Annotated in this window: 20 protein-coding genes; 13 read left to right on the top strand and 7 right to left on the bottom strand. The window is 68.1% G+C overall.

Translation table 11 applies throughout. From position 1 onward, the window contains the following. Positions 1-10 precede the first annotated feature (10 nt). Both ACTJI2_RS02440 and murU read left to right on the top strand, forming a co-directional pair. Entirely contained in the window at positions 11-1,024 is a 1,014-nt protein-coding gene (locus ACTJI2_RS02440; protein ID WP_440840972.1) for an aminoglycoside phosphotransferase family protein, read from the top strand. After that, positions 1,021-1,713: an N-acetylmuramate alpha-1-phosphate uridylyltransferase MurU gene (gene murU / locus ACTJI2_RS02435; protein ID WP_440840971.1), complete on the top strand. Its 693-nt coding sequence runs from the start codon at positions 1,021-1,023 to the stop codon at positions 1,711-1,713. The genes ACTJI2_RS02440 and murU overlap by 4 nt, the downstream gene beginning before the upstream one ends. 164 nt (positions 1,714-1,877) lie before the next feature. Here murU and hda read toward each other — a convergent pair whose 3' ends face one another. The 3 genes from hda to ACTJI2_RS02420 are packed head-to-tail and all read right to left on the bottom strand — an operon-like array spanning position 1,878 to position 4,882. Next, the gene (gene hda, locus ACTJI2_RS02430; protein WP_192197873.1) at positions 1,878-2,597 is read right to left on the bottom strand and encodes a DnaA regulatory inactivator Hda; all 720 of its coding nucleotides are present in this window, start codon (positions 2,595-2,597) and stop codon (positions 1,878-1,880) included. 1 nt (position 2,598) lies between these two features. Continuing rightward, a complete protein-coding gene (locus tag ACTJI2_RS02425; RefSeq protein WP_183643709.1) occupies positions 2,599-3,768 on the bottom strand; it encodes an AI-2E family transporter in 1,170 nt (389 codons plus the stop codon). Positions 3,769-3,799: 31 nt separating this feature from the next. Next, positions 3,800-4,882 carry a DUF2066 domain-containing protein gene (locus ACTJI2_RS02420; RefSeq protein WP_440840970.1) on the bottom strand — a complete coding sequence of 361 codons (1,083 nt, stop codon included), beginning with the start codon at positions 4,880-4,882 and terminating at the stop codon, positions 3,800-3,802. A 172-nt stretch (positions 4,883-5,054) separates the two neighbouring features. Between ACTJI2_RS02420 and purM the strand changes: the two genes are divergently transcribed. From purM to ACTJI2_RS02395, 5 genes are read left to right on the top strand one after another with little or no spacing between them, the layout of a single operon-like run. Next, the gene (gene purM, locus ACTJI2_RS02415; protein WP_183644808.1) at positions 5,055-6,071 is read left to right on the top strand and encodes a phosphoribosylformylglycinamidine cyclo-ligase; all 1,017 of its coding nucleotides are present in this window, start codon (positions 5,055-5,057) and stop codon (positions 6,069-6,071) included. 5 nt (positions 6,072-6,076) lie between these two features. Next, positions 6,077-6,697, top strand: a complete 621-nt coding sequence (locus tag ACTJI2_RS02410; protein WP_203322609.1) for a DUF2238 domain-containing protein — start codon at positions 6,077-6,079, stop codon at positions 6,695-6,697. Continuing rightward, the gene (purN, locus tag ACTJI2_RS02405; protein WP_203322608.1) at positions 6,694-7,362 is read left to right on the top strand and encodes a phosphoribosylglycinamide formyltransferase; all 669 of its coding nucleotides are present in this window, start codon (positions 6,694-6,696) and stop codon (positions 7,360-7,362) included. Before ACTJI2_RS02410 ends, purN begins: the two co-directional genes overlap by 4 nt. Continuing rightward, a complete protein-coding gene (locus ACTJI2_RS02400; RefSeq protein ID WP_440840969.1) occupies positions 7,359-8,078 on the top strand; it encodes a DUF3108 domain-containing protein in 720 nt (239 codons plus the stop codon). Before purN ends, ACTJI2_RS02400 begins: the two co-directional genes overlap by 4 nt. A 12-nt stretch (positions 8,079-8,090) precedes the next feature. Next, positions 8,091-8,774: a DUF3108 domain-containing protein gene (locus ACTJI2_RS02395; RefSeq protein ID WP_440840968.1), complete on the top strand. Its 684-nt coding sequence runs from the start codon at positions 8,091-8,093 to the stop codon at positions 8,772-8,774. 65 nt (positions 8,775-8,839) lie between these two features. Here the strand turns inward: ACTJI2_RS02395 and ACTJI2_RS02390 are convergent, their stop codons facing one another. Genes ACTJI2_RS02390 through ACTJI2_RS02375 form a run of 4 tightly spaced genes read right to left on the bottom strand, consistent with a single transcriptional unit; the run spans position 8,840 to position 11,164 of the window. Then, positions 8,840-9,166 carry an EF-hand domain-containing protein gene (locus tag ACTJI2_RS02390; RefSeq protein WP_440840967.1) on the bottom strand — a complete coding sequence of 109 codons (327 nt, stop codon included), beginning with the start codon at positions 9,164-9,166 and terminating at the stop codon, positions 8,840-8,842. Positions 9,167-9,176: 10 nt separating this feature from the next. Continuing rightward, on the bottom strand, positions 9,177-10,448 hold the full coding sequence (gene murA / locus ACTJI2_RS02385; protein ID WP_183643730.1) for a UDP-N-acetylglucosamine 1-carboxyvinyltransferase: 1,272 nt from the start codon (positions 10,446-10,448) through the stop codon (positions 9,177-9,179). A 60-nt stretch (positions 10,449-10,508) separates the two neighbouring features. Beyond that, on the bottom strand, positions 10,509-10,931 hold the full coding sequence (locus ACTJI2_RS02380; protein ID WP_203322605.1) for a GFA family protein: 423 nt from the start codon (positions 10,929-10,931) through the stop codon (positions 10,509-10,511). Between the two features lie 5 nt (positions 10,932-10,936). Further along, entirely contained in the window at positions 10,937-11,164 is a 228-nt protein-coding gene (locus tag ACTJI2_RS02375; protein ID WP_141453755.1) for a BolA family protein, read from the bottom strand. A 53-nt stretch (positions 11,165-11,217) separates the two neighbouring features. Between ACTJI2_RS02375 and ACTJI2_RS02370 the strand changes: the two genes are divergently transcribed. The 6 genes from ACTJI2_RS02370 to ACTJI2_RS02345 form a co-directional block, all read left to right on the top strand. Beyond that, on the top strand, positions 11,218-12,222 hold the full coding sequence (locus ACTJI2_RS02370; RefSeq protein WP_183643738.1) for a KpsF/GutQ family sugar-phosphate isomerase: 1,005 nt from the start codon (positions 11,218-11,220) through the stop codon (positions 12,220-12,222). A 126-nt stretch (positions 12,223-12,348) separates the two neighbouring features. Further along, positions 12,349-12,894, top strand: coding sequence for a KdsC family phosphatase (locus tag ACTJI2_RS02365; RefSeq protein WP_440840966.1), 546 nt, complete (start codon positions 12,349-12,351; stop codon positions 12,892-12,894). Then, positions 12,891-13,454 (top strand): LPS export ABC transporter periplasmic protein LptC, encoded by a 564-nt coding sequence (gene lptC, locus ACTJI2_RS02360; RefSeq protein WP_183643744.1) that lies wholly within the window; start codon positions 12,891-12,893, stop codon positions 13,452-13,454. The genes ACTJI2_RS02365 and lptC overlap by 4 nt, the downstream gene beginning before the upstream one ends. Then, complete coding sequence (gene lptA / locus ACTJI2_RS02355; protein WP_141453759.1) at positions 13,432-13,941, top strand: lipopolysaccharide transport periplasmic protein LptA; 510 nt, start codon at positions 13,432-13,434, stop codon at positions 13,939-13,941. The genes lptC and lptA overlap by 23 nt, the downstream gene beginning before the upstream one ends. Further along, on the top strand, positions 13,941-14,660 hold the full coding sequence (gene lptB / locus ACTJI2_RS02350) for an LPS export ABC transporter ATP-binding protein (RefSeq protein WP_318288646.1): 720 nt from the start codon (positions 13,941-13,943) through the stop codon (positions 14,658-14,660). Before lptA ends, lptB begins: the two co-directional genes overlap by 1 nt. 54 nt (positions 14,661-14,714) lie before the next feature. Then, a partial coding sequence (locus tag ACTJI2_RS02345) for an RNA polymerase factor sigma-54 (protein ID WP_440840965.1) occupies positions 14,715-15,360 on the top strand: 646 nt, incomplete at its 3' end.

Below are 15,360 nucleotides of genomic sequence, written 5' to 3'. Positions count from 1 at the left end.
TGGACACCGCATGACCCCCGAGACGCACGACGACGTCCGTGCCACGCAACGCCTCGCCTGGACGAGGGCCGCCATGGACGCGCCCGGACTGGCGCTGGAACGGGCTTCTGTGGACGCCGGATTCCGCAGCTACTGGCGCACGCGGGGCGTGGAGCCCAGCCGGATCGTGATGGATTCGCCGCCGGGACTGGAGGATGTCCGTCCCTGGCTGCGGATCCGCGATCTGCTGGAGGCCGGTGGCGTGCGGGTGCCGCAGGTACTCGCGCGCGATGTGGAGTCGGGGTTCCTGCTGCTGGAGGATCTGGGTGGGCCGACGCTGGTCAAGACCATCGACGCCGACAGCGCCGACGAGTGGTTCGGCCTGGCCATCGGCGAACTGATCAAGCTGCAGGCGATCACGCCGCCAGCCGATGCCGGCGAGTTCGGCGAGGCGCTGCTGCAACGGGACGCCGGCCTGTTCGAGGAATGGTTCCTCGGCCGCCACCTGGGCATCACCCTCGACTGCGATGAAAGCGAGCGGCTGCAATTGGCGCAGCGCCGCCTGATGGACAACGCGCTCGGGCAGGCCCGCGTGCTGACCCATCGCGACTTCATGCCGCGCAACCTGATGCCTACCCGGCCGCTGCCAGCGGTGCTGGATTTCCAGGACTGCATCCGGGGGCCGGTGGCCTACGATCCGGTCAGCCTGTTCAAGGACGCCTTCCTCAGCTGGCCGCTGGAGCGCGTCGATGGCTGGCTGGCCCAGTACCACGCGCGTGCGCTGGAAGCAGGCATTCCGGTGCCGGGTGCCTTCGCTGTGTTCCTGCGCGACGCCGACTGGATGGGCATCCAGCGGCACCTGAAAATCCTCGGCATCTTCGCCCGCCTGCACTACCGCGACGGCAAGACCGGCTACCTGCACGACGCGCCACGCTTCATCGCCTTTCTGGACGAGGTGCTGCCCCGCCACCCGCAACTGGCGGAACTGGGCGATCTGCTGGAACGGCGCATCAAGCCCGCGATGCGGGCGAGGGACGCGGCATGAAGGCGCTCATCTTCGCCGCCGGACTGGGCGAGCGCATGCGCCCGCTGACCGATCACACGCCCAAGCCTTTGCTCGAAGCCGGCGGCAAGCCGCTGATCGTCTGGCACCTGGAAAAGCTCGCGGCGATGGGCATCAGCGACGTCGTGATCAACATCAGCTGGCTCGCCGAACAGTTTCCGCGCACGCTGGGCGACGGCGGACGCTGGGGACTGCGGCTGCACTGGTCGCACGAGGGGCCGACGCCGCTGGAAACCGGCGGCGGCATGCTGCATGCGCGGCCGCTGCTGGGCGAAGAGCCCTTCCTGCTGGTCAACGGCGACGTCTGGACCGATTACGACTTCGCCCGCCTGCCCGCCGAACCGGACGGACTGGCACACCTGGTCATGGTGGAAACACCCGCGCACAAGACCCGCGGCGACTTCACGCTGGAGGACGACGGCACGATCCGCGACGACGGCGCACGACGCCTGACCTATGCCGGCCTGGGTATCTACCGCCCCACCCTGCTCGACGACTGGAACGCGATTGTTGGCGATCAGATCGGCATGCCGCCGCGCTTCGCGCTCGTGCACCTGTTGCGCGCGCACATGCCCGAGGGCGCCATCCATGGCGAGTACTGGGGCGGGCGCTGGACCGACGTCGGCACGCCGGAGCGGCTGGCGCAACTGGATGCGTCCCTGCGCGCCTGAACGGCGTCGAAGGATTGTCCACAATCGGTGTGGATGAAAAACCGGCAAAGATGTGGATAAGTGACGGACCGCCCCACGGGGCGGGCGTGTCAAGCCGGTTGGCTATTTTTTCACCAGTGGAGGGAACGGCGGCGCACCGTCACGCCGACCACCGCGCGCGATGCTCAGCGCGGCTCCAGCACGCTGCGCAGGAACGGCACGGTGATCCGGCGCTGGGCCGCCAGCGACGCCCGATCCAACTGCTCGAACACCGTCACCAAGCGGCCCAGATCGCGATCGGTGCGGGTCAGCAGCCAATCGATGGCCGCATCCTCCAGCACCAGGCCGCGTCGCTGCGCGCGTTCCCGCAACACCTCGCGGCGCCCGTCGTCATCCAGCGGCACCAGCATCACCCGCGTGCACTGCGACAACCGCGAGCGCAGGTCCGGCAATACCAGCCCGATCTCGGCGGGCACGTCACGCGCGGTGTACAGCACACGGATGCCGGCGGGGCGCGCGCGGTTGTGGAAATCGAACAGCGCGACCTCGTCCTCGCGGTTGCCCGCGATCAGGTCCAGTCCGTCCAGCGCCACCACGTCATGGCCTTCCAGCGACTCCAGTGCCTCGCGCAGCCGGCCCGCGGCGGCGGCCATCGGCAGGAACGCGGCACGCGCGCCGTTCTGTTCAGCATGCGCGCACAGCGCGAGCGAGAGATGGGTCTTGCCGGTCCGCGGCGCGCCGCCCAGGTACAGCCAGTCGGTCGAGCTACCCTCGGCCAGCGCGCGCAGCTGCGCCAGCGCACCTTCCGGCGCGCCGACGAAACTCTCGAAACGCTGATCCGGCGGATAGCGCAATGCCAGCGGCAGCTGTGGCGTCAGCCCGCCGGGAGACGAGGAACGGCTCACTTCACTTGTCTTCCGTCTTCGGCTTGTCGCCGGCGTCCTCGTCCAGCACGTTCTTGTCGACGTAGGAGTCGAGCAGGATGGTCGGGTGGTCGCCCGCGTAAAGCTTGCTCTGCGTGTAGCGCTCATGCGCGTAGCGCAGCAGCACGTTGGCGACCGCCGCCACCGGCAGCGCCAGCAGCATGCCGAGGAAACCGAACAGCTGGCCGCCGGCCATGATCGCGAAGATCACCGCCACCGGATGCAGGCCGATGCGATCACCGACGATGCGCGGGGTCAGCACGTAGCCTTCCAGCATCTGGCCGATCACGAACACCACCAGCACCAGCGCCACCAGGCTCCAGTCGCCGCCGGTCTGGACCAGCGCGGCGATCACGCCCAGCACGATGCCGGTGGCGGTGCCCAGGTACGGGACGAAACTGATCAGGCCGGCGATGATGCCGATCAGCAGGCCCAGCTTCAGTCCCACCACCGACAGGCCCACCGCGTAGATCGCGCCCAGCGCCAGCATCACCAGGAATTGTCCGCGCAGGAACGCGCCCAGCACATCGTTGGATTCCAGCGCCAGCCGATCCACGGTGGCGACATGATCGCGCGGTATCAGCGCGGCCACGCGTTCGACCAGCTTGTCCCAGTCGCGCAGGAAGTAGAAGGTGAGGATCGGCAGCAGCACGATGTTGGCCACCCAGGCCATCATCGCGAAGCCCGAGCGCGACAGGTAGCCGAAGAACGTCGCCGCCACGCCGCCGGCCTGCTGCCAGTGGCCGCGCAGCCATTCCATGATCCGGTCCGGATCCAGCCAGGCCACCAGTTCCAGTCCGGTGTGCTGTTCGATCCACGGCAGCGCGCGCTGCACGAACCAGTCCCGATACTCCGGCAGCGATTCCACCAGCGTCACGATCTGCCGTTCCAGCATCGGCACCAGGATCAACAGCGCCAGCACCAGCAACAGCAACATCAGGGTGAACACCAGCACCACCGAGGTCGTGCGCGAGCGGCCGGTGCGTTCCAGCCGGTCCACCCAGGGATCGCCCAGCCACCCCAGCAGCGCCGCGCACACGAACGGCGTCAGCACCGGTGCCAGCAGGTAGATCACCCAGCCGACGATGGCGGCGATCAGCAGCCATTGCCAGCGCCTCGCCAGCGTGCCGACCGGAGTGGAAGAAAGATCCATGCGAATGAACGTCCTGTGGGTGCGGGTGGAGTTACTTCAGGCGGAACACCGGCGGTTCGCCTTCGCCGCCGACCAGCGGGCTGTCGTCGCCCAGCATGCGGCGGAAACCGGACAGGCCGGAAATCAGTTCCAGATCCAGTTCCAGGGCGTCGCCGCTGGCGCGCACCGGGGTGATCCGGCGCACCACCGCCATCTTCTGCAGTTGCCCCATCAGGCGCAGGTAATCGTCGGTGCTGCGGATGCCGGCGAACACCACCCGGTAGGTACCGGCCGGACCGGCGGTGCCCCGCTTGGCGTAGCGCTTGACCAACGCATCGGCGGTGCCGTCCGCGCCGCCGGCCATGGCCCGGCGCGCGTCGGTGTCACTGGTCGACCAGGTGGACAGGACCTTGCCGCCGTCGACGAACACCCAGTCGGCGGTCCAGCCGCCCTTGGCGCGGTAGAGCTTGCCGATCAACTGCATCGGCGGGCTGTAGCGGGACGAGGCGCGGGCCACGGCGGCGGTGTCCTGGCGCCAGATCGCGCCCACCAGCGCCTGCTCGGCGGCGTTGCCGGTGGGCAGGCCCAGGCTGTAGCCGCGATCCTGCGCGCGGCTGAGCAGCGGGCGCACCGCGTTGGCCTGCTGCAGGCCCACCAGGCGCGGGCCGCTGCCGTCGTTGATGGCCAGCCACACCACCGGCTTGGGCCGCGGCTGCGGCCACACCGGCAGGCCGAGCACGGCGGCCATGCCGTCCACGCCTTCGGGATCGAAGCGGACGATCAAAGTGGTTCGGAAGGTCGGCGCGCCGCTGGGCGAGGTGCCCTGGTCCTGCCGGTAGTCGTAGCTGTCGACCAGGTTGCGCGCATTGCGCAGTTCCTGGCCCACGCCGGGCCGGCCGGTCACCGCGCGGTCGCCGGACATCTTGGCCAGTACCTGGCCCAGCGCGCGCGCGAACGCGCCGTTGCGTTCGGCCTCGCCCTGCCCGTTCACCGGCACCTCGGCCTCGTAGGTGCCGCGCGCGGCGGCAACGTCCCCCTCGGTCCGCAGCCCGCTCTGGGCCTGGGCCGGGATGGCCGTCCACGAGGCGGCCACCAGCGTGGCCGCGGCGAATACGAAAGCTCTCATCCAGCGCATCGAGCGTCCCTGTGCTCCGCAAATCGAGGGAATTGTTGCCCGAATGGATGCCCGGCGCCAACGCCAGCCGTTCAGGGAACGTCCGAACCGGGCACGGATTCCTTTAAAATCACGCGCCTTGCCCTTCCGATGCATGCCCGTGACCCAGCCGACGCCTCCCGCCTCCACCCCGATGACCTACCGCGACGCGGGGGTCGACATCGACGCCGGCAACGAGGTAGTCGAACGCATCAAGCCGCTGGTCCGGCGCAGCTTCCGCCCCGAGGTGATGGGCGGCCTGGGCGGTTTCGGCGCGCTGTTCGACCTGTCCGGCAAGTACAAGGAGCCCGTGCTGGTGTCGGGCACCGACGGCGTGGGCACCAAGCTCAAGCTGGCCCAGCAGTTGAACCGCCACGACACCATCGGCATCGACCTGGTCGGCATGTGCGTCAACGACGTGCTGGTCCAGGGCGCGGAACCGCTGTTCTTCCTCGACTATTTCGCCACCGGCAAGCTGGACGTGGAGACCACGGTCGCGGTGGTCGGCGGCATCGCCAAGGGCTGCGAGTTGTCCGGCTGCGCGCTGATCGGCGGCGAGACCGCCGAGATGCCCGACATGTACCCGCCGGGCGAATACGACCTGGCCGGCTTCACCGTCGGCGCGGTGGAGAAGTCGAAGCTGCTTGATGGCGCCAGGGTGCGCGCCGGCGATCTGCTCATCGGCATCGCCTCCAGCGGCCCGCATTCCAACGGTTATTCGCTGATCCGGCGCATCTACGATCGCGCCGGCCGTCCGGGCGATCTGGATCTGGGCGGCGTGAAGCTGGTCGACGCGCTGATGGCCCCGACCCGCCTGTACGTCAAGCCGGTGCTGGAACTGCTGAAGACACACGACATGCACGCGATGGCGCACATCACCGGTGGTGGCCTGACCGAGAACATCATCCGCGTCATTCCCGACGGCCTGGGCCTGCGCATCGACGCCACCGCCTGGACCCTGCCGCCGGTGTTCGACTGGCTGCAGCGCGAAGGTGCGGTGGAAAACAACGAAATGTGGCGTACCTTCAACTGCGGTATCGGCTTCGTGCTGGTGGTCGCGCCCGGCGATGCCGCCGCGGTGGAAGCCGACCTGGCCCGCCTGCAGTTGCCGAACTGGCGCATTGGTGAAGTGACCACCGCCGGCGGCCCCGAGCGCGTGTCCATCGGCTGATTCCGATGCAGCCCGGCAAGCGGATCGCCTTCGCCACGGCGCTGGCGATCTTCGCCCTCAGCTGGATCGCGCCGCGCTGGCCGTTCGAGCAGGCGCTGCACAGCAGCCTGACCGTGGTCGGGCTGGTCTGGCTGTGGCTCCATGACCGCCGCTGGCCGATGCGCACCTCGCACTTCGCGCTGATCTGCTTCTTCATCGCCCTGCATTGCATCGGCGCACGCTGGCTGTATTCCAACGTGCCCTACGATTCGTGGGCGCACGCGCTGACCGGGCATACGCTGAGCGAACTGTTCGGCTGGCGACGCAATCATTTCGATCGCCTCATCCACCTGCTCTACGGCATCTGCTTCACCCCGGCGGTGTGGCACTGGCTGCGCCAGCGCTGGCCGCTGGCGGCCGGCCAGGGCTTCGTCATCGCGGTGATGCTGATCATGTGCACCAGCCTGCTGTACGAATGGCTGGAATGGGCGATCGCGCTGGGACTCTCGCCGGAAGCCGCCGAGTCCTACAACGGCCAGCAGGGAGATGTCTGGGATGCCCACGCCGACATGCTGCTTGCCACCCTCGGCGCGTTGGCGACGTGGCCACTGATGCGGCGCGAACGCCGGGAACCGGTCCATCCATGAGCAAGAACCGCATCGCCATCCTGGTCTCCGGCCGTGGCAGCAACCTGCAGGCGCTGCTGGACGCCATCGATGCCGGCCGGCTCGACGCCCGCATCGTGGGCGTGTTCTCCGACAGGCCCAGAGCGGCGGCGCTGGAACGCGTGCCGGAACCGCTGCGCTGGAGCGCGGACGCGCGCCGGTTTCCGGATCGCGCCGGCTTCGACGCGACGCTGGCCGATGCGGTGGAGGCGGTGCGGCCCGACTGGGTGATCTGCGCCGGCTACATGCGCATCCTCGGCGAAGCGTTCATCAGCCGCTTCCGCGGCCGCCTGCTCAACATCCATCCGTCGTTGCTGCCGAAGTACCGTGGCCTGCACACCCACGCGCGCGCCCTGGAAGCCGGCGATCGCGAGCATGGCGCGAGCGTGCACTGGGTGGTGCCGGAACTGGACGCCGGGGCGGTGATCGCCCAGGCGGTCATTCCCGTGCTGCCGGGCGACAAGCCCGAGGACCTGGCCGCCCGCCTGCTGCCAAGGGAACACGCGCTGCTGGCGGCGGTGGCCGCGCTGGCGGTTTCCGGCCGTCTCACTGAACAGGGAGACGAAGCGTGGCTGGATGGTCAGCCCTTATTAAAACCCCTGTCCCTAGATTCTGCCGGTCAACTGACCCTCCCCTTCGCGACATGACGCCGCTTCCGACCCGCGCAATGCTGCTGGCCACCCTGCTGCTGATCAGCGCCCCCACGTGGGCGCTGGAGCCGTTCGTGGCCACCTACGACGCCTATCGCGCCGGCAAGCTGGCCGGCAGCGCGACCATGAAGGTGGCGCAGGTGGCCGGTGACAACCGCTGGCAGGTCGATCTGGGCGTGCGCGGTACCCGCGGCCTGGCCCGGCTGTCGGGACTGGACATCCAGCAGAGCACCCTGTTCGACACGGTCGGCACGGACTTCCGCCCGCTCAGCCAGGCCACGACCCAGAGCGCGCTTTTCACCGGCAAGAAAGTGGTCGGTGTCTATGATTGGAGCGCGCGATCGGCCCAATGGCAGGGTGATCTGAAGAAGAACCGCCGCGCGCCCGTGCCGCTGCAGCCCGGCGACATGAGCGCGTTGCTGGTCAACCTGGCGGTCATCCGCGATGCCGAACCCGGCCGCCAGTTGAACTACCGGGTGGTCGATTTCGGCAAGACCCGCGATTATCGGTACGCGGTCGCGCCGCAGACGGAAATCGTCGCGGTGGACGATCTCAGCTACGACGCCATGCGGGTGGAGCGCACCAATGGCGGCAACGACGAAACCATTTTCTGGGTGGCCCAGGGCGTTCCGACGCCGATTCGCATCCTCCAGCGCGAGGATGGCGAGGACAAACTGGATCTGCGCCTGGTCGAGTACCAAGGAGTACCGTAAGCCATGAAAAAAATGTCTCCCCTCCTCCGTTTCCGCATGCCGGCGCTGGCCTTGGTGCTGGCCGTGGCCACCGCACCGGCGTGGGCCGTGGATGCCTTCACCGCGCAGTACCAGGCGAGCGCGCTGGGCATGCTCGGCGAAGGCCAGATGAGCGTTGCCGCGCAGGGCAACAACCGCTGGCAGTACAGCCTGAGCATCCGCAACCAATTGGTCGACCTGAGCCAGAAGACCGTGTTCGACGAACAGAACGGCCGCCTGCGCCCGCTGTCCAGCAGCGACAGTTCGCGCATCCTGGTCAAGAAGAAGTCCGTCGACACGGTCTACGACTGGAGCAAGTCGCAGGCCACCTGGACCGGCGACATCAAGCCGGACCGCGCCGGACCGCTCAAGCTGCAGCCGGGCGACATGGACGCGCTGCTGGTCAACCTGGCGATCGTGCGCGACGTCGCCGCCGGCAAGCCGCTGCGCTACCGCATGGTCGAAAACGGCCGCGCCAAGCCGATGAGCTACCAGATCGCCGGCAAGGAGCAGATCACCGTGGCGGGCAAGTCCCAGGAGGCGACCAAGCTAGTGCGCACCGACGGCAACAAGCAGATGATCGTCTGGGTGGTGCCCGACATGCCCGTGCCGGCACGCATCCTGCAGCGCGAGAACGGCCAGGACTCCATCGACCTGACCATCAAGTCCTGGCGCTGAGCCTGACTTCAAAGCAGAAAAAAAGCCCGGCATTGCCGGGCTTTTTTCTTGCGTTTTCTCCGCCGTCATTTCTTGGCGCTGGCTTCGGCCTCGTCGGCAACGGTGGTCCGGCAGTCCACCCGGATCGACTGGCCGTTGCTGCGCCAGGCATAGGAACGGCATTCACGCCGGCCTTCGGTCTGCTTCTCCACCACCACCGCGTAGAAGGCCTGCATGATTTCCTGTTCGGTGACGGTGCCGTCGCCGTTCCAGTCCATGTCCTTGTTGGAAATGCCGCTGGTGCCGGCGGCACCGGTGAAGTGCAGATAGGCCAGGATCGCCAGCAGCAAGGCGAAAAACGCCAGCAGGGCCTTGCGCCGGGGCGAGAAACGGGAGCGCTTGGTCGTCGACATCGTGGTGTGCTCAGGAAATCCGGCGGATCTTGGCGCCCAGCGCGCCCAGCTTTTCTTCGATGTTCTCGTAGCCGCGATCCAGGTGGTAGATGCGGTCGATCACGGTGTCGCCCTCGGCGACCAGGCCGGCGAGGATCAGCGAGGCCGAGGCACGCAGGTCCGTGGCCATGACCGGCGCGCCACTCAACTTCTCCACGCCACGCACGATCGCCGTATGCCCTTCCACGCGGATGTCCGCACCCAGGCGCAGCAACTCGTTCACGTGCATGAAGCGGTTCTCGAAGATGGTCTCGTTGATCACGCCCACGCCTTCGGCCACGCAATTCAGCGCCATCAGCTGCGCCTGCATGTCGGTCGGGAACGCCGGATACGGCGCGGTGGTCAGGCTGACCGCGCGCGGCCGCCTGCCCTGCATGTCCAGGCTGATGCTGTCTTCGGTCGTCTCGATGGATGCGCCGGCCTCGCTCAGCTTGTCCAGCACCGCGTCGAGGGTATCGCCACGGGCGCGGCGGGCGATGATGCGACCGCCGGTCATCGCCGCGGCCACCAGGAACGTGCCGGTCTCGATGCGGTCCGGCAGCACCGCGTGGCGACCGCCGTTGAGACGCTCGACACCACGGATGACGATGCGCGGCGTGCCGGCGCCCTCGATGTCCGCGCCCAGCGCGATCAGGCAGTTGGCCAGATCGGTGATTTCGGGTTCCATCGCGGCGTTCTCGAGCACCGTGGTGCCGTCGGCCAGCGTGGCGGCCATCAGCACGTTCTCGGTGCCGGTGACGGTGACCATGTCGAACACGTAGCGACCGCCCTTCAGGCGCTTGGCCTTGGCCTTCACGTAGCCGTTCTCGACCACGATATCGGCGCCCAGCGCCTGCAGTCCCTTGATGTGCTGGTCGACCGGACGCGAACCGATCGCGCAGCCACCCGGCAGCGAGACTTCCGCCGCGCCGTACTTGGCCAGCAGCGGGCCCAGCACCAGGATCGAGGCGCGCATGGTCTTGACCAGTTCGTACGGCGCCACGTGCTGGTTGACGCTGCGTGGATCGACGGTGATGCCGCTGCCGCGCGACAGGGTGCCTTCGTCGATGCTGATGCCCGCGCCTAGCTCACCGAGCAGCTTGATGGTGGTGACCACGTCGTGCAGGTGCGGCACGTTGGTGATTTCCACCGGCGCGTCGGCGAGCAAGGTGGCGCAAAGAATCGGCAATACCGCGTTCTTGGCGCCGGAGATGGTGACTTCACCCTGGAGCGGGATACCGCCGGTCACTACGATTTTCTGCATGGATCACTCGAATGGGATGAGGGTGACGGGGAGATGCGATTGAAGAGAGGAGCGCCCGGCTCATTCGCCGGGACGGGTCCGGTGCTGCTCGGCGTCGTCGTGGATGTCGTACCACTCCGCCTTGGAACCGACAAAGATGTGCATCGACGGCCCGGCCGACAAGGGGGTATCCAGCGTTCCCACCCGCAGCCGCAGCATTTCCGGCATGGCGTCGCGACGACTGTACAACGGCGACGCGCAGCGCCGGCAGAACATCCGGTGGACGCCCGGCGAGGATTCGTAGCCGGCCAGCCATTCCGCGCCTTCCAGCAACTCGAAATCACCGGTGGCGATCGGCACCACCGCCTGGAACGCCGAACCGTTGGCCTTGCGGCAGCGCGAGCAGTGGCAGACCACCATCGCCCCCGGTTCGCCGCGCACCTGGTAGCGGATGCCTCCGCACAGGCAACTGCCGGAAAGCGCGGGTGCCGTTGGCGCGGTCATCCGGCTTATTTGCCGTCCGGGGTGACCGTCTTCAGGGCCAGCGCGTGGATGGCGCCTCCCATCAGATCGCCCAGGGTGGCGTAGACCATCCGGTGCCGGGCCAGCGGCAACTTGCCGCGGAAGGCTTCCGCCACCACCGTCGCCTCGAAGTGCACGCCGTCCTCGCCCTCGACCTGCGCCTGCGCGCCGGGGAGGCCGGATTCGATGAGTTTACGGATGGTTTCGGCGTCCAACGGGCATTTCCTAATAAAATGGCCGCCTATTCTACTCCCGGCACGACGCGCGCATGCCCCAGACGCTTCCCCACAACCCGGCCGTGCAGGACGCCCAACTGGCCGCCAGCGGGCGACGCGTGATCGACATCGAGGCACAGGCGCTGACCGCGCTGGCCAGCCGGCTCGATGGCAGTTTCTCCACGGCCTGCCAGGCGATCCTGGCCAGCCGCGGCCGGGTCGTGGCGACCGGCATGGGCAAGTCCGGGCATATCGCCCGCAAGATCGCCGCCACCCTCGCTTCCACCGGCACCCCGGCCTTCTACGTGCATCCCGGTGAGGCCGGACACGGCGATCTGGGCATGATCACCGACGCCGACGTGGTGCTGGCGATCTCCTATTCCGGCGAATCGGACGAACTGCTGATGTTGCTGCCGGTGCTCAAGCGCCAGGGCAACACCGTCATCGCCATGACCGGCCGGCCGGGTTCCACGCTCGCGCGCGAATCCAGCCTGCACCTGGACGTGAGCGTGCCGGCCGAAGCCTGCCCGCTCGACCTGGCCCCGACCAGCAGCACCACCGCGACCCTGGCGATGGGCGACGCGCTGGCGGTGGCCCTGCTGGAAGCCCGCGGCTTCACCGCCGACGACTTCGCCCGCTCCCACCCGGCCGGCAGCCTTGGCCGCCGTCTGCTGCTGCACATCACCGACGTCATGCACGCCGGCGCCGACGTGCCGCGGGTCGGCGAAGACGCCACCCTCAGCGAAGCCCTGATGGAAATGAGCCGCAAGCGCCTGGGCATGACCGCGGTGGTCGACGCCGACGGGCGCCTGGCCGGGCTGTTCACCGATGGCGACCTGCGCCGGACCCTGGACAATCCCGGACTGGACATCCGCCACGCGCGCATCGCCGAGCTGATGACCCGCCAGCCCAAGACCATCGGCGCCGACCAGTTGGCCGTGGAAGCGGCCCGGATGATGGAAACCCATAAAATCAGCGGCCTGATCGTGGTCGACGCTGAACAGCGGCCGGTCGGAGCCCTTAACATTCATGACCTGTTGCGCGCGCGCGTGGTCTAAGGTGCGCTGATATCCGGAAGGGGTTGCCGGGGATCGCCATTCCCTGTCCTTCCGCCCCTTTCCCGTCGCGCCGCGCCCGCTTGCCCTGATTCACGGCTCCCTGATTCCCCTCTTCCAGCACACGCCATGCCCCTGTCCCACCTCGCCGACGTCGACGATGCCCTGATTGCCCGCGCCCGCCAGGTGCGGCTGGCCTGCTTCGACGTCGACGGCACGCTGACCGACGGGCGCCTGGTCTACGACGACGAGGGCCGTGAATCCAAGGCGTTCCACATCCACGATGGCCAGGGCCTGGTGCTGTTGCGCCGGGCCGGCATCGAAGTGGCCCTGATCACCGCCCGCCAAAGTCCCGCCGCCGAACGCCGCGCGCGCGAACTGGGCGTACGCATCCACGCCGGGGTCAAGGACAAGCTGGCCCAGGTCGACGCCCTGTGCGCCGAACTGGGGCTGGAACGCGCCCAGGTGGCCTTCATGGGCGACGATCTGCCGGACCTGCCGCCACTGCGTGCGGTCGGACTGGCCATCGCCCCGGCCGACGCCCACGCCTGGACCGCCCGCCACGCCCACTGGCGCACCCGCGCCCGCGCCGGCCGTGGCGCCGCCCGCGAGGCCTGCGACCTGTTGCTGGGCGCGCAGGGTCAGGCCGCTGGCCTGTGGGAAGACATCGCATGAACTGGCGCCTGAGTCTTGGCCTGGTCCTGCTGGTGGCCGCCATCTTCAGCGGCTGGTCGGCCTGGAAGCAGCGCGCGCGCCCGGAAGCCGCCGCCGGCGGGCCGGACCGATCCGACTACGTGATGCACGATTTCGAGATCGTCGCCCTCGACAAGCAGGGCAAGGAAGCGGTCACCCTGCGGGCGCCGGAAATGCACCGCAATCCGGCCGACCAGAGCCTGTCGATCACCACGCCGCTGTTCCTGCTGCCCGACAATGCCGGCAAGTACTGGCAGATGCGCTCCAAGACCGGCTGGATGAGCCCGGACCACTCCCAGTTGCGGCTGCTCACCGACGTCCAGGGCACCAGCCCGTCCGATGCGCCGCCGCCGACGGCCTTCCGCACCGAGCGGCTGGACATCTTCCCGGACAAGAACCTGGCGACCACCGAGCTTCCGGTCACCATCACCCGGCCCGGTTCTATACTCAGCGGGGTAGGCTTCGAAACCCACCTCAAGAACAAAACCTACGAATTCAAATCCCAGGTCAAAAGTGTCTATGCACCCAAGTCTGCGCGCTAGCGCCCTGCTGCTTCCGCTCCTGCTGGCCTGCGCCGCGGCCTGGGCCAAGTCGTCCGATCGCAACCAGGAAATGGTCATCGATGCCGGCCACCAGAACGGCTCTTACGAAGGCAACAGCAAGATCATGCTGAGCAAGGGCGTGACCGTCACCCAGGGTTCGCTGGACATCCGCTCCAGCACCGGCGAGATCTACATGAACGACGGCGAGATCTCGCGCGCCGTGTTCACCGGCAAGCAGGTCAAGCTGAAACAGCAGATGGACGATGGCTCCTGGATGGACGCCACCGCCGATCGCGTCGAATACGACATGACGTCCGAGACCATCACCTTCATCGGCAACTACACGGTGAAGTCGCCGCGCGGCTCCAACAGCGGCCAGAAGATGGTCTACAACACCAAGACCGGCAACATGGAAAGCGGCGGCGACGGCACCCGCGTGCGCACCGTGATCAAGCCGAAGTCGGCGCAGCCGCAGGGCACCAAGTGATGCTGACCGCAAATGGGCTGCGCAAGACCTACCGCCAGCGCAAGGTCGTCAGCGACTTCGGACTGAGCCTGGAAGCCGGCGAAGTGGTCGGCCTGCTGGGCCCCAACGGCGCCGGCAAGACCACCTGCTTCTACATGATCGTCGGCCTGGTCGCCGCCGACGCGGGCAAGATCGAACTGGACGGACAGGACATCACCGCCGAGCCGATGTACCGGCGCGCCAAGCTCGGCGTGGGCTACCTGCCGCAGGAACCCTCGGTGTTCCGCAAGCTGACCGTGGCCGACAACATCCGCCTGGTGCTGGAACTGCGCGAGGACCTGGACGAGGCCGGCATCGAGAAGGAACTGGCCTCGCTGCTGGACGAACTGCAGATCGGCCACGTCTCCGAGCAACTGGGTGCCAGTCTGTCCGGCGGCGAACGTCGGCGCTGCGAAATCGCCCGGGCGCTGGCCGCCCGGCCGCGCCTGATGCTGCTGGACGAGCCGTTCGCCGGCGTGGACCCCATCTCGGTCGGCGAGATCCAGCGCATCGTCAAGCACCTCAAGAACCGCGGCATCGGCGTGCTGATCACCGACCACAACGTGCGCGAGACCTTGGGAATCTGCGACCGGGCGTATATCCTCAACGAAGGCAGCGTGCTGGCGCAGGGGGCACCGGACGCGTTGCTGGCCAATCCGGACGTGCGGCGCGTGTACCTGGGGGAAACTTTCCGTCTCTGAGGGCGATGCCGCACCATCCGGACCGCAGGCCATGCCGTCGCCTTCGGACATCGGATGAAACCACGCCTCCAGACATCGCTAGGACAGCAACTGGTCATGACGCCGCAGCTGCGTCAGGCCATCCGCTTGCTGCAGATGTCGACCGCGGAGCTGGAGGTGGAAATCACCCAGGCCGTGGAATCCAATCCCCTGCTGGACTGGGCCGACGACGCCCCCGCCACCGGCGAAGACGGTCCACCGGCCGAGGCCGAGCGCGGCAGCCAGGAAGAATCCCGCCACGACGAGGACGGAGCCTCCGGCGATGACGACTGGGCGCCGGACGAAGGGCCCTGGGCCTCTTCCGGCGGCGGCTCCTTCGACGATGACGACCCTGGCAGCGCCGCCGAGCGGATCGCCGAAGCCGACACCCTGCGTGACCACCTGCTCTGGCAGCTCCACCTGTCGCACCTGTCGCCGCGGGACCGCCGCATCGGCAGCGCGCTGATCGACGCCCTGGAGGAGGACGGCTACCTGCGCGAACCGCTCTCCGGCATCGCCGAAACCCTGCAGCCGGATCTGGAAGCCAGCGAGGACGAGATCAGCGTGGTGCTGCACCAGTTGCAGCGCTTCGATCCGGTCGGCGTTGGCGCCCGCAACCTGGGCGAATGCCTGCGCTTGCAATTGCTGGTGCTCAGCGACGACACGCCCGGCAAGGCGCTGG

The organism is Pseudoxanthomonas sp. 22568 (assembly GCF_052044485.1).
Lineage (GTDB): Bacteria > Pseudomonadota > Gammaproteobacteria > Xanthomonadales > Xanthomonadaceae > Pseudoxanthomonas_A > Pseudoxanthomonas_A beigongshangi.
Note: the sequence above shows the minus strand (reverse complement) of the source record. Positions and strands in the feature narration are given on the sequence as shown.

Excerpts from the sequence above, each read along its gene's own strand:
- ACTJI2_RS02410 (WP_203322609.1), top strand. The coding sequence starts at position 6,077 with ATGCAGCCCGGCAAGCGGATCGCCTTCGCCACGGCGCTGGCGATCTTC.
- ACTJI2_RS02380 (WP_203322605.1), bottom strand. The coding sequence starts at position 10,931 with ATGACCGCGCCAACGGCACCCGCGCTTTCCGGCAGTTGCCTGTGCGGA.
- ACTJI2_RS02390 (WP_440840967.1), bottom strand. The coding sequence starts at position 9,166 with ATGTCGACGACCAAGCGCTCCCGTTTCTCGCCCCGGCGCAAGGCCCTG.
- lptC (WP_183643744.1), top strand. The coding sequence starts at position 12,891 with ATGAACTGGCGCCTGAGTCTTGGCCTGGTCCTGCTGGTGGCCGCCATC.
- purN (WP_203322608.1), top strand. The coding sequence starts at position 6,694 with ATGAGCAAGAACCGCATCGCCATCCTGGTCTCCGGCCGTGGCAGCAAC.
- ACTJI2_RS02395 (WP_440840968.1), top strand. The coding sequence starts at position 8,091 with ATGTCTCCCCTCCTCCGTTTCCGCATGCCGGCGCTGGCCTTGGTGCTG.
- murA (WP_183643730.1), bottom strand. The coding sequence starts at position 10,448 with ATGCAGAAAATCGTAGTGACCGGCGGTATCCCGCTCCAGGGTGAAGTC.
- murU (WP_440840971.1), top strand. The coding sequence starts at position 1,021 with ATGAAGGCGCTCATCTTCGCCGCCGGACTGGGCGAGCGCATGCGCCCG.
- ACTJI2_RS02400 (WP_440840969.1), top strand. The coding sequence starts at position 7,359 with ATGACGCCGCTTCCGACCCGCGCAATGCTGCTGGCCACCCTGCTGCTG.
- ACTJI2_RS02420 (WP_440840970.1), bottom strand. The coding sequence starts at position 4,882 with ATGCGCTGGATGAGAGCTTTCGTATTCGCCGCGGCCACGCTGGTGGCC.
- ACTJI2_RS02425 (WP_183643709.1), bottom strand. The coding sequence starts at position 3,768 with ATGGATCTTTCTTCCACTCCGGTCGGCACGCTGGCGAGGCGCTGGCAA.
- lptB (WP_318288646.1), top strand. The coding sequence starts at position 13,941 with ATGCTGACCGCAAATGGGCTGCGCAAGACCTACCGCCAGCGCAAGGTC.
- ACTJI2_RS02440 (WP_440840972.1), top strand. The coding sequence starts at position 11 with ATGACCCCCGAGACGCACGACGACGTCCGTGCCACGCAACGCCTCGCC.
- ACTJI2_RS02370 (WP_183643738.1), top strand. The coding sequence starts at position 11,218 with ATGCCCCAGACGCTTCCCCACAACCCGGCCGTGCAGGACGCCCAACTG.
- purM (WP_183644808.1), top strand. The coding sequence starts at position 5,055 with ATGACCTACCGCGACGCGGGGGTCGACATCGACGCCGGCAACGAGGTA.
- lptA (WP_141453759.1), top strand. The coding sequence starts at position 13,432 with ATGCACCCAAGTCTGCGCGCTAGCGCCCTGCTGCTTCCGCTCCTGCTG.
- ACTJI2_RS02365 (WP_440840966.1), top strand. The coding sequence starts at position 12,349 with ATGCCCCTGTCCCACCTCGCCGACGTCGACGATGCCCTGATTGCCCGC.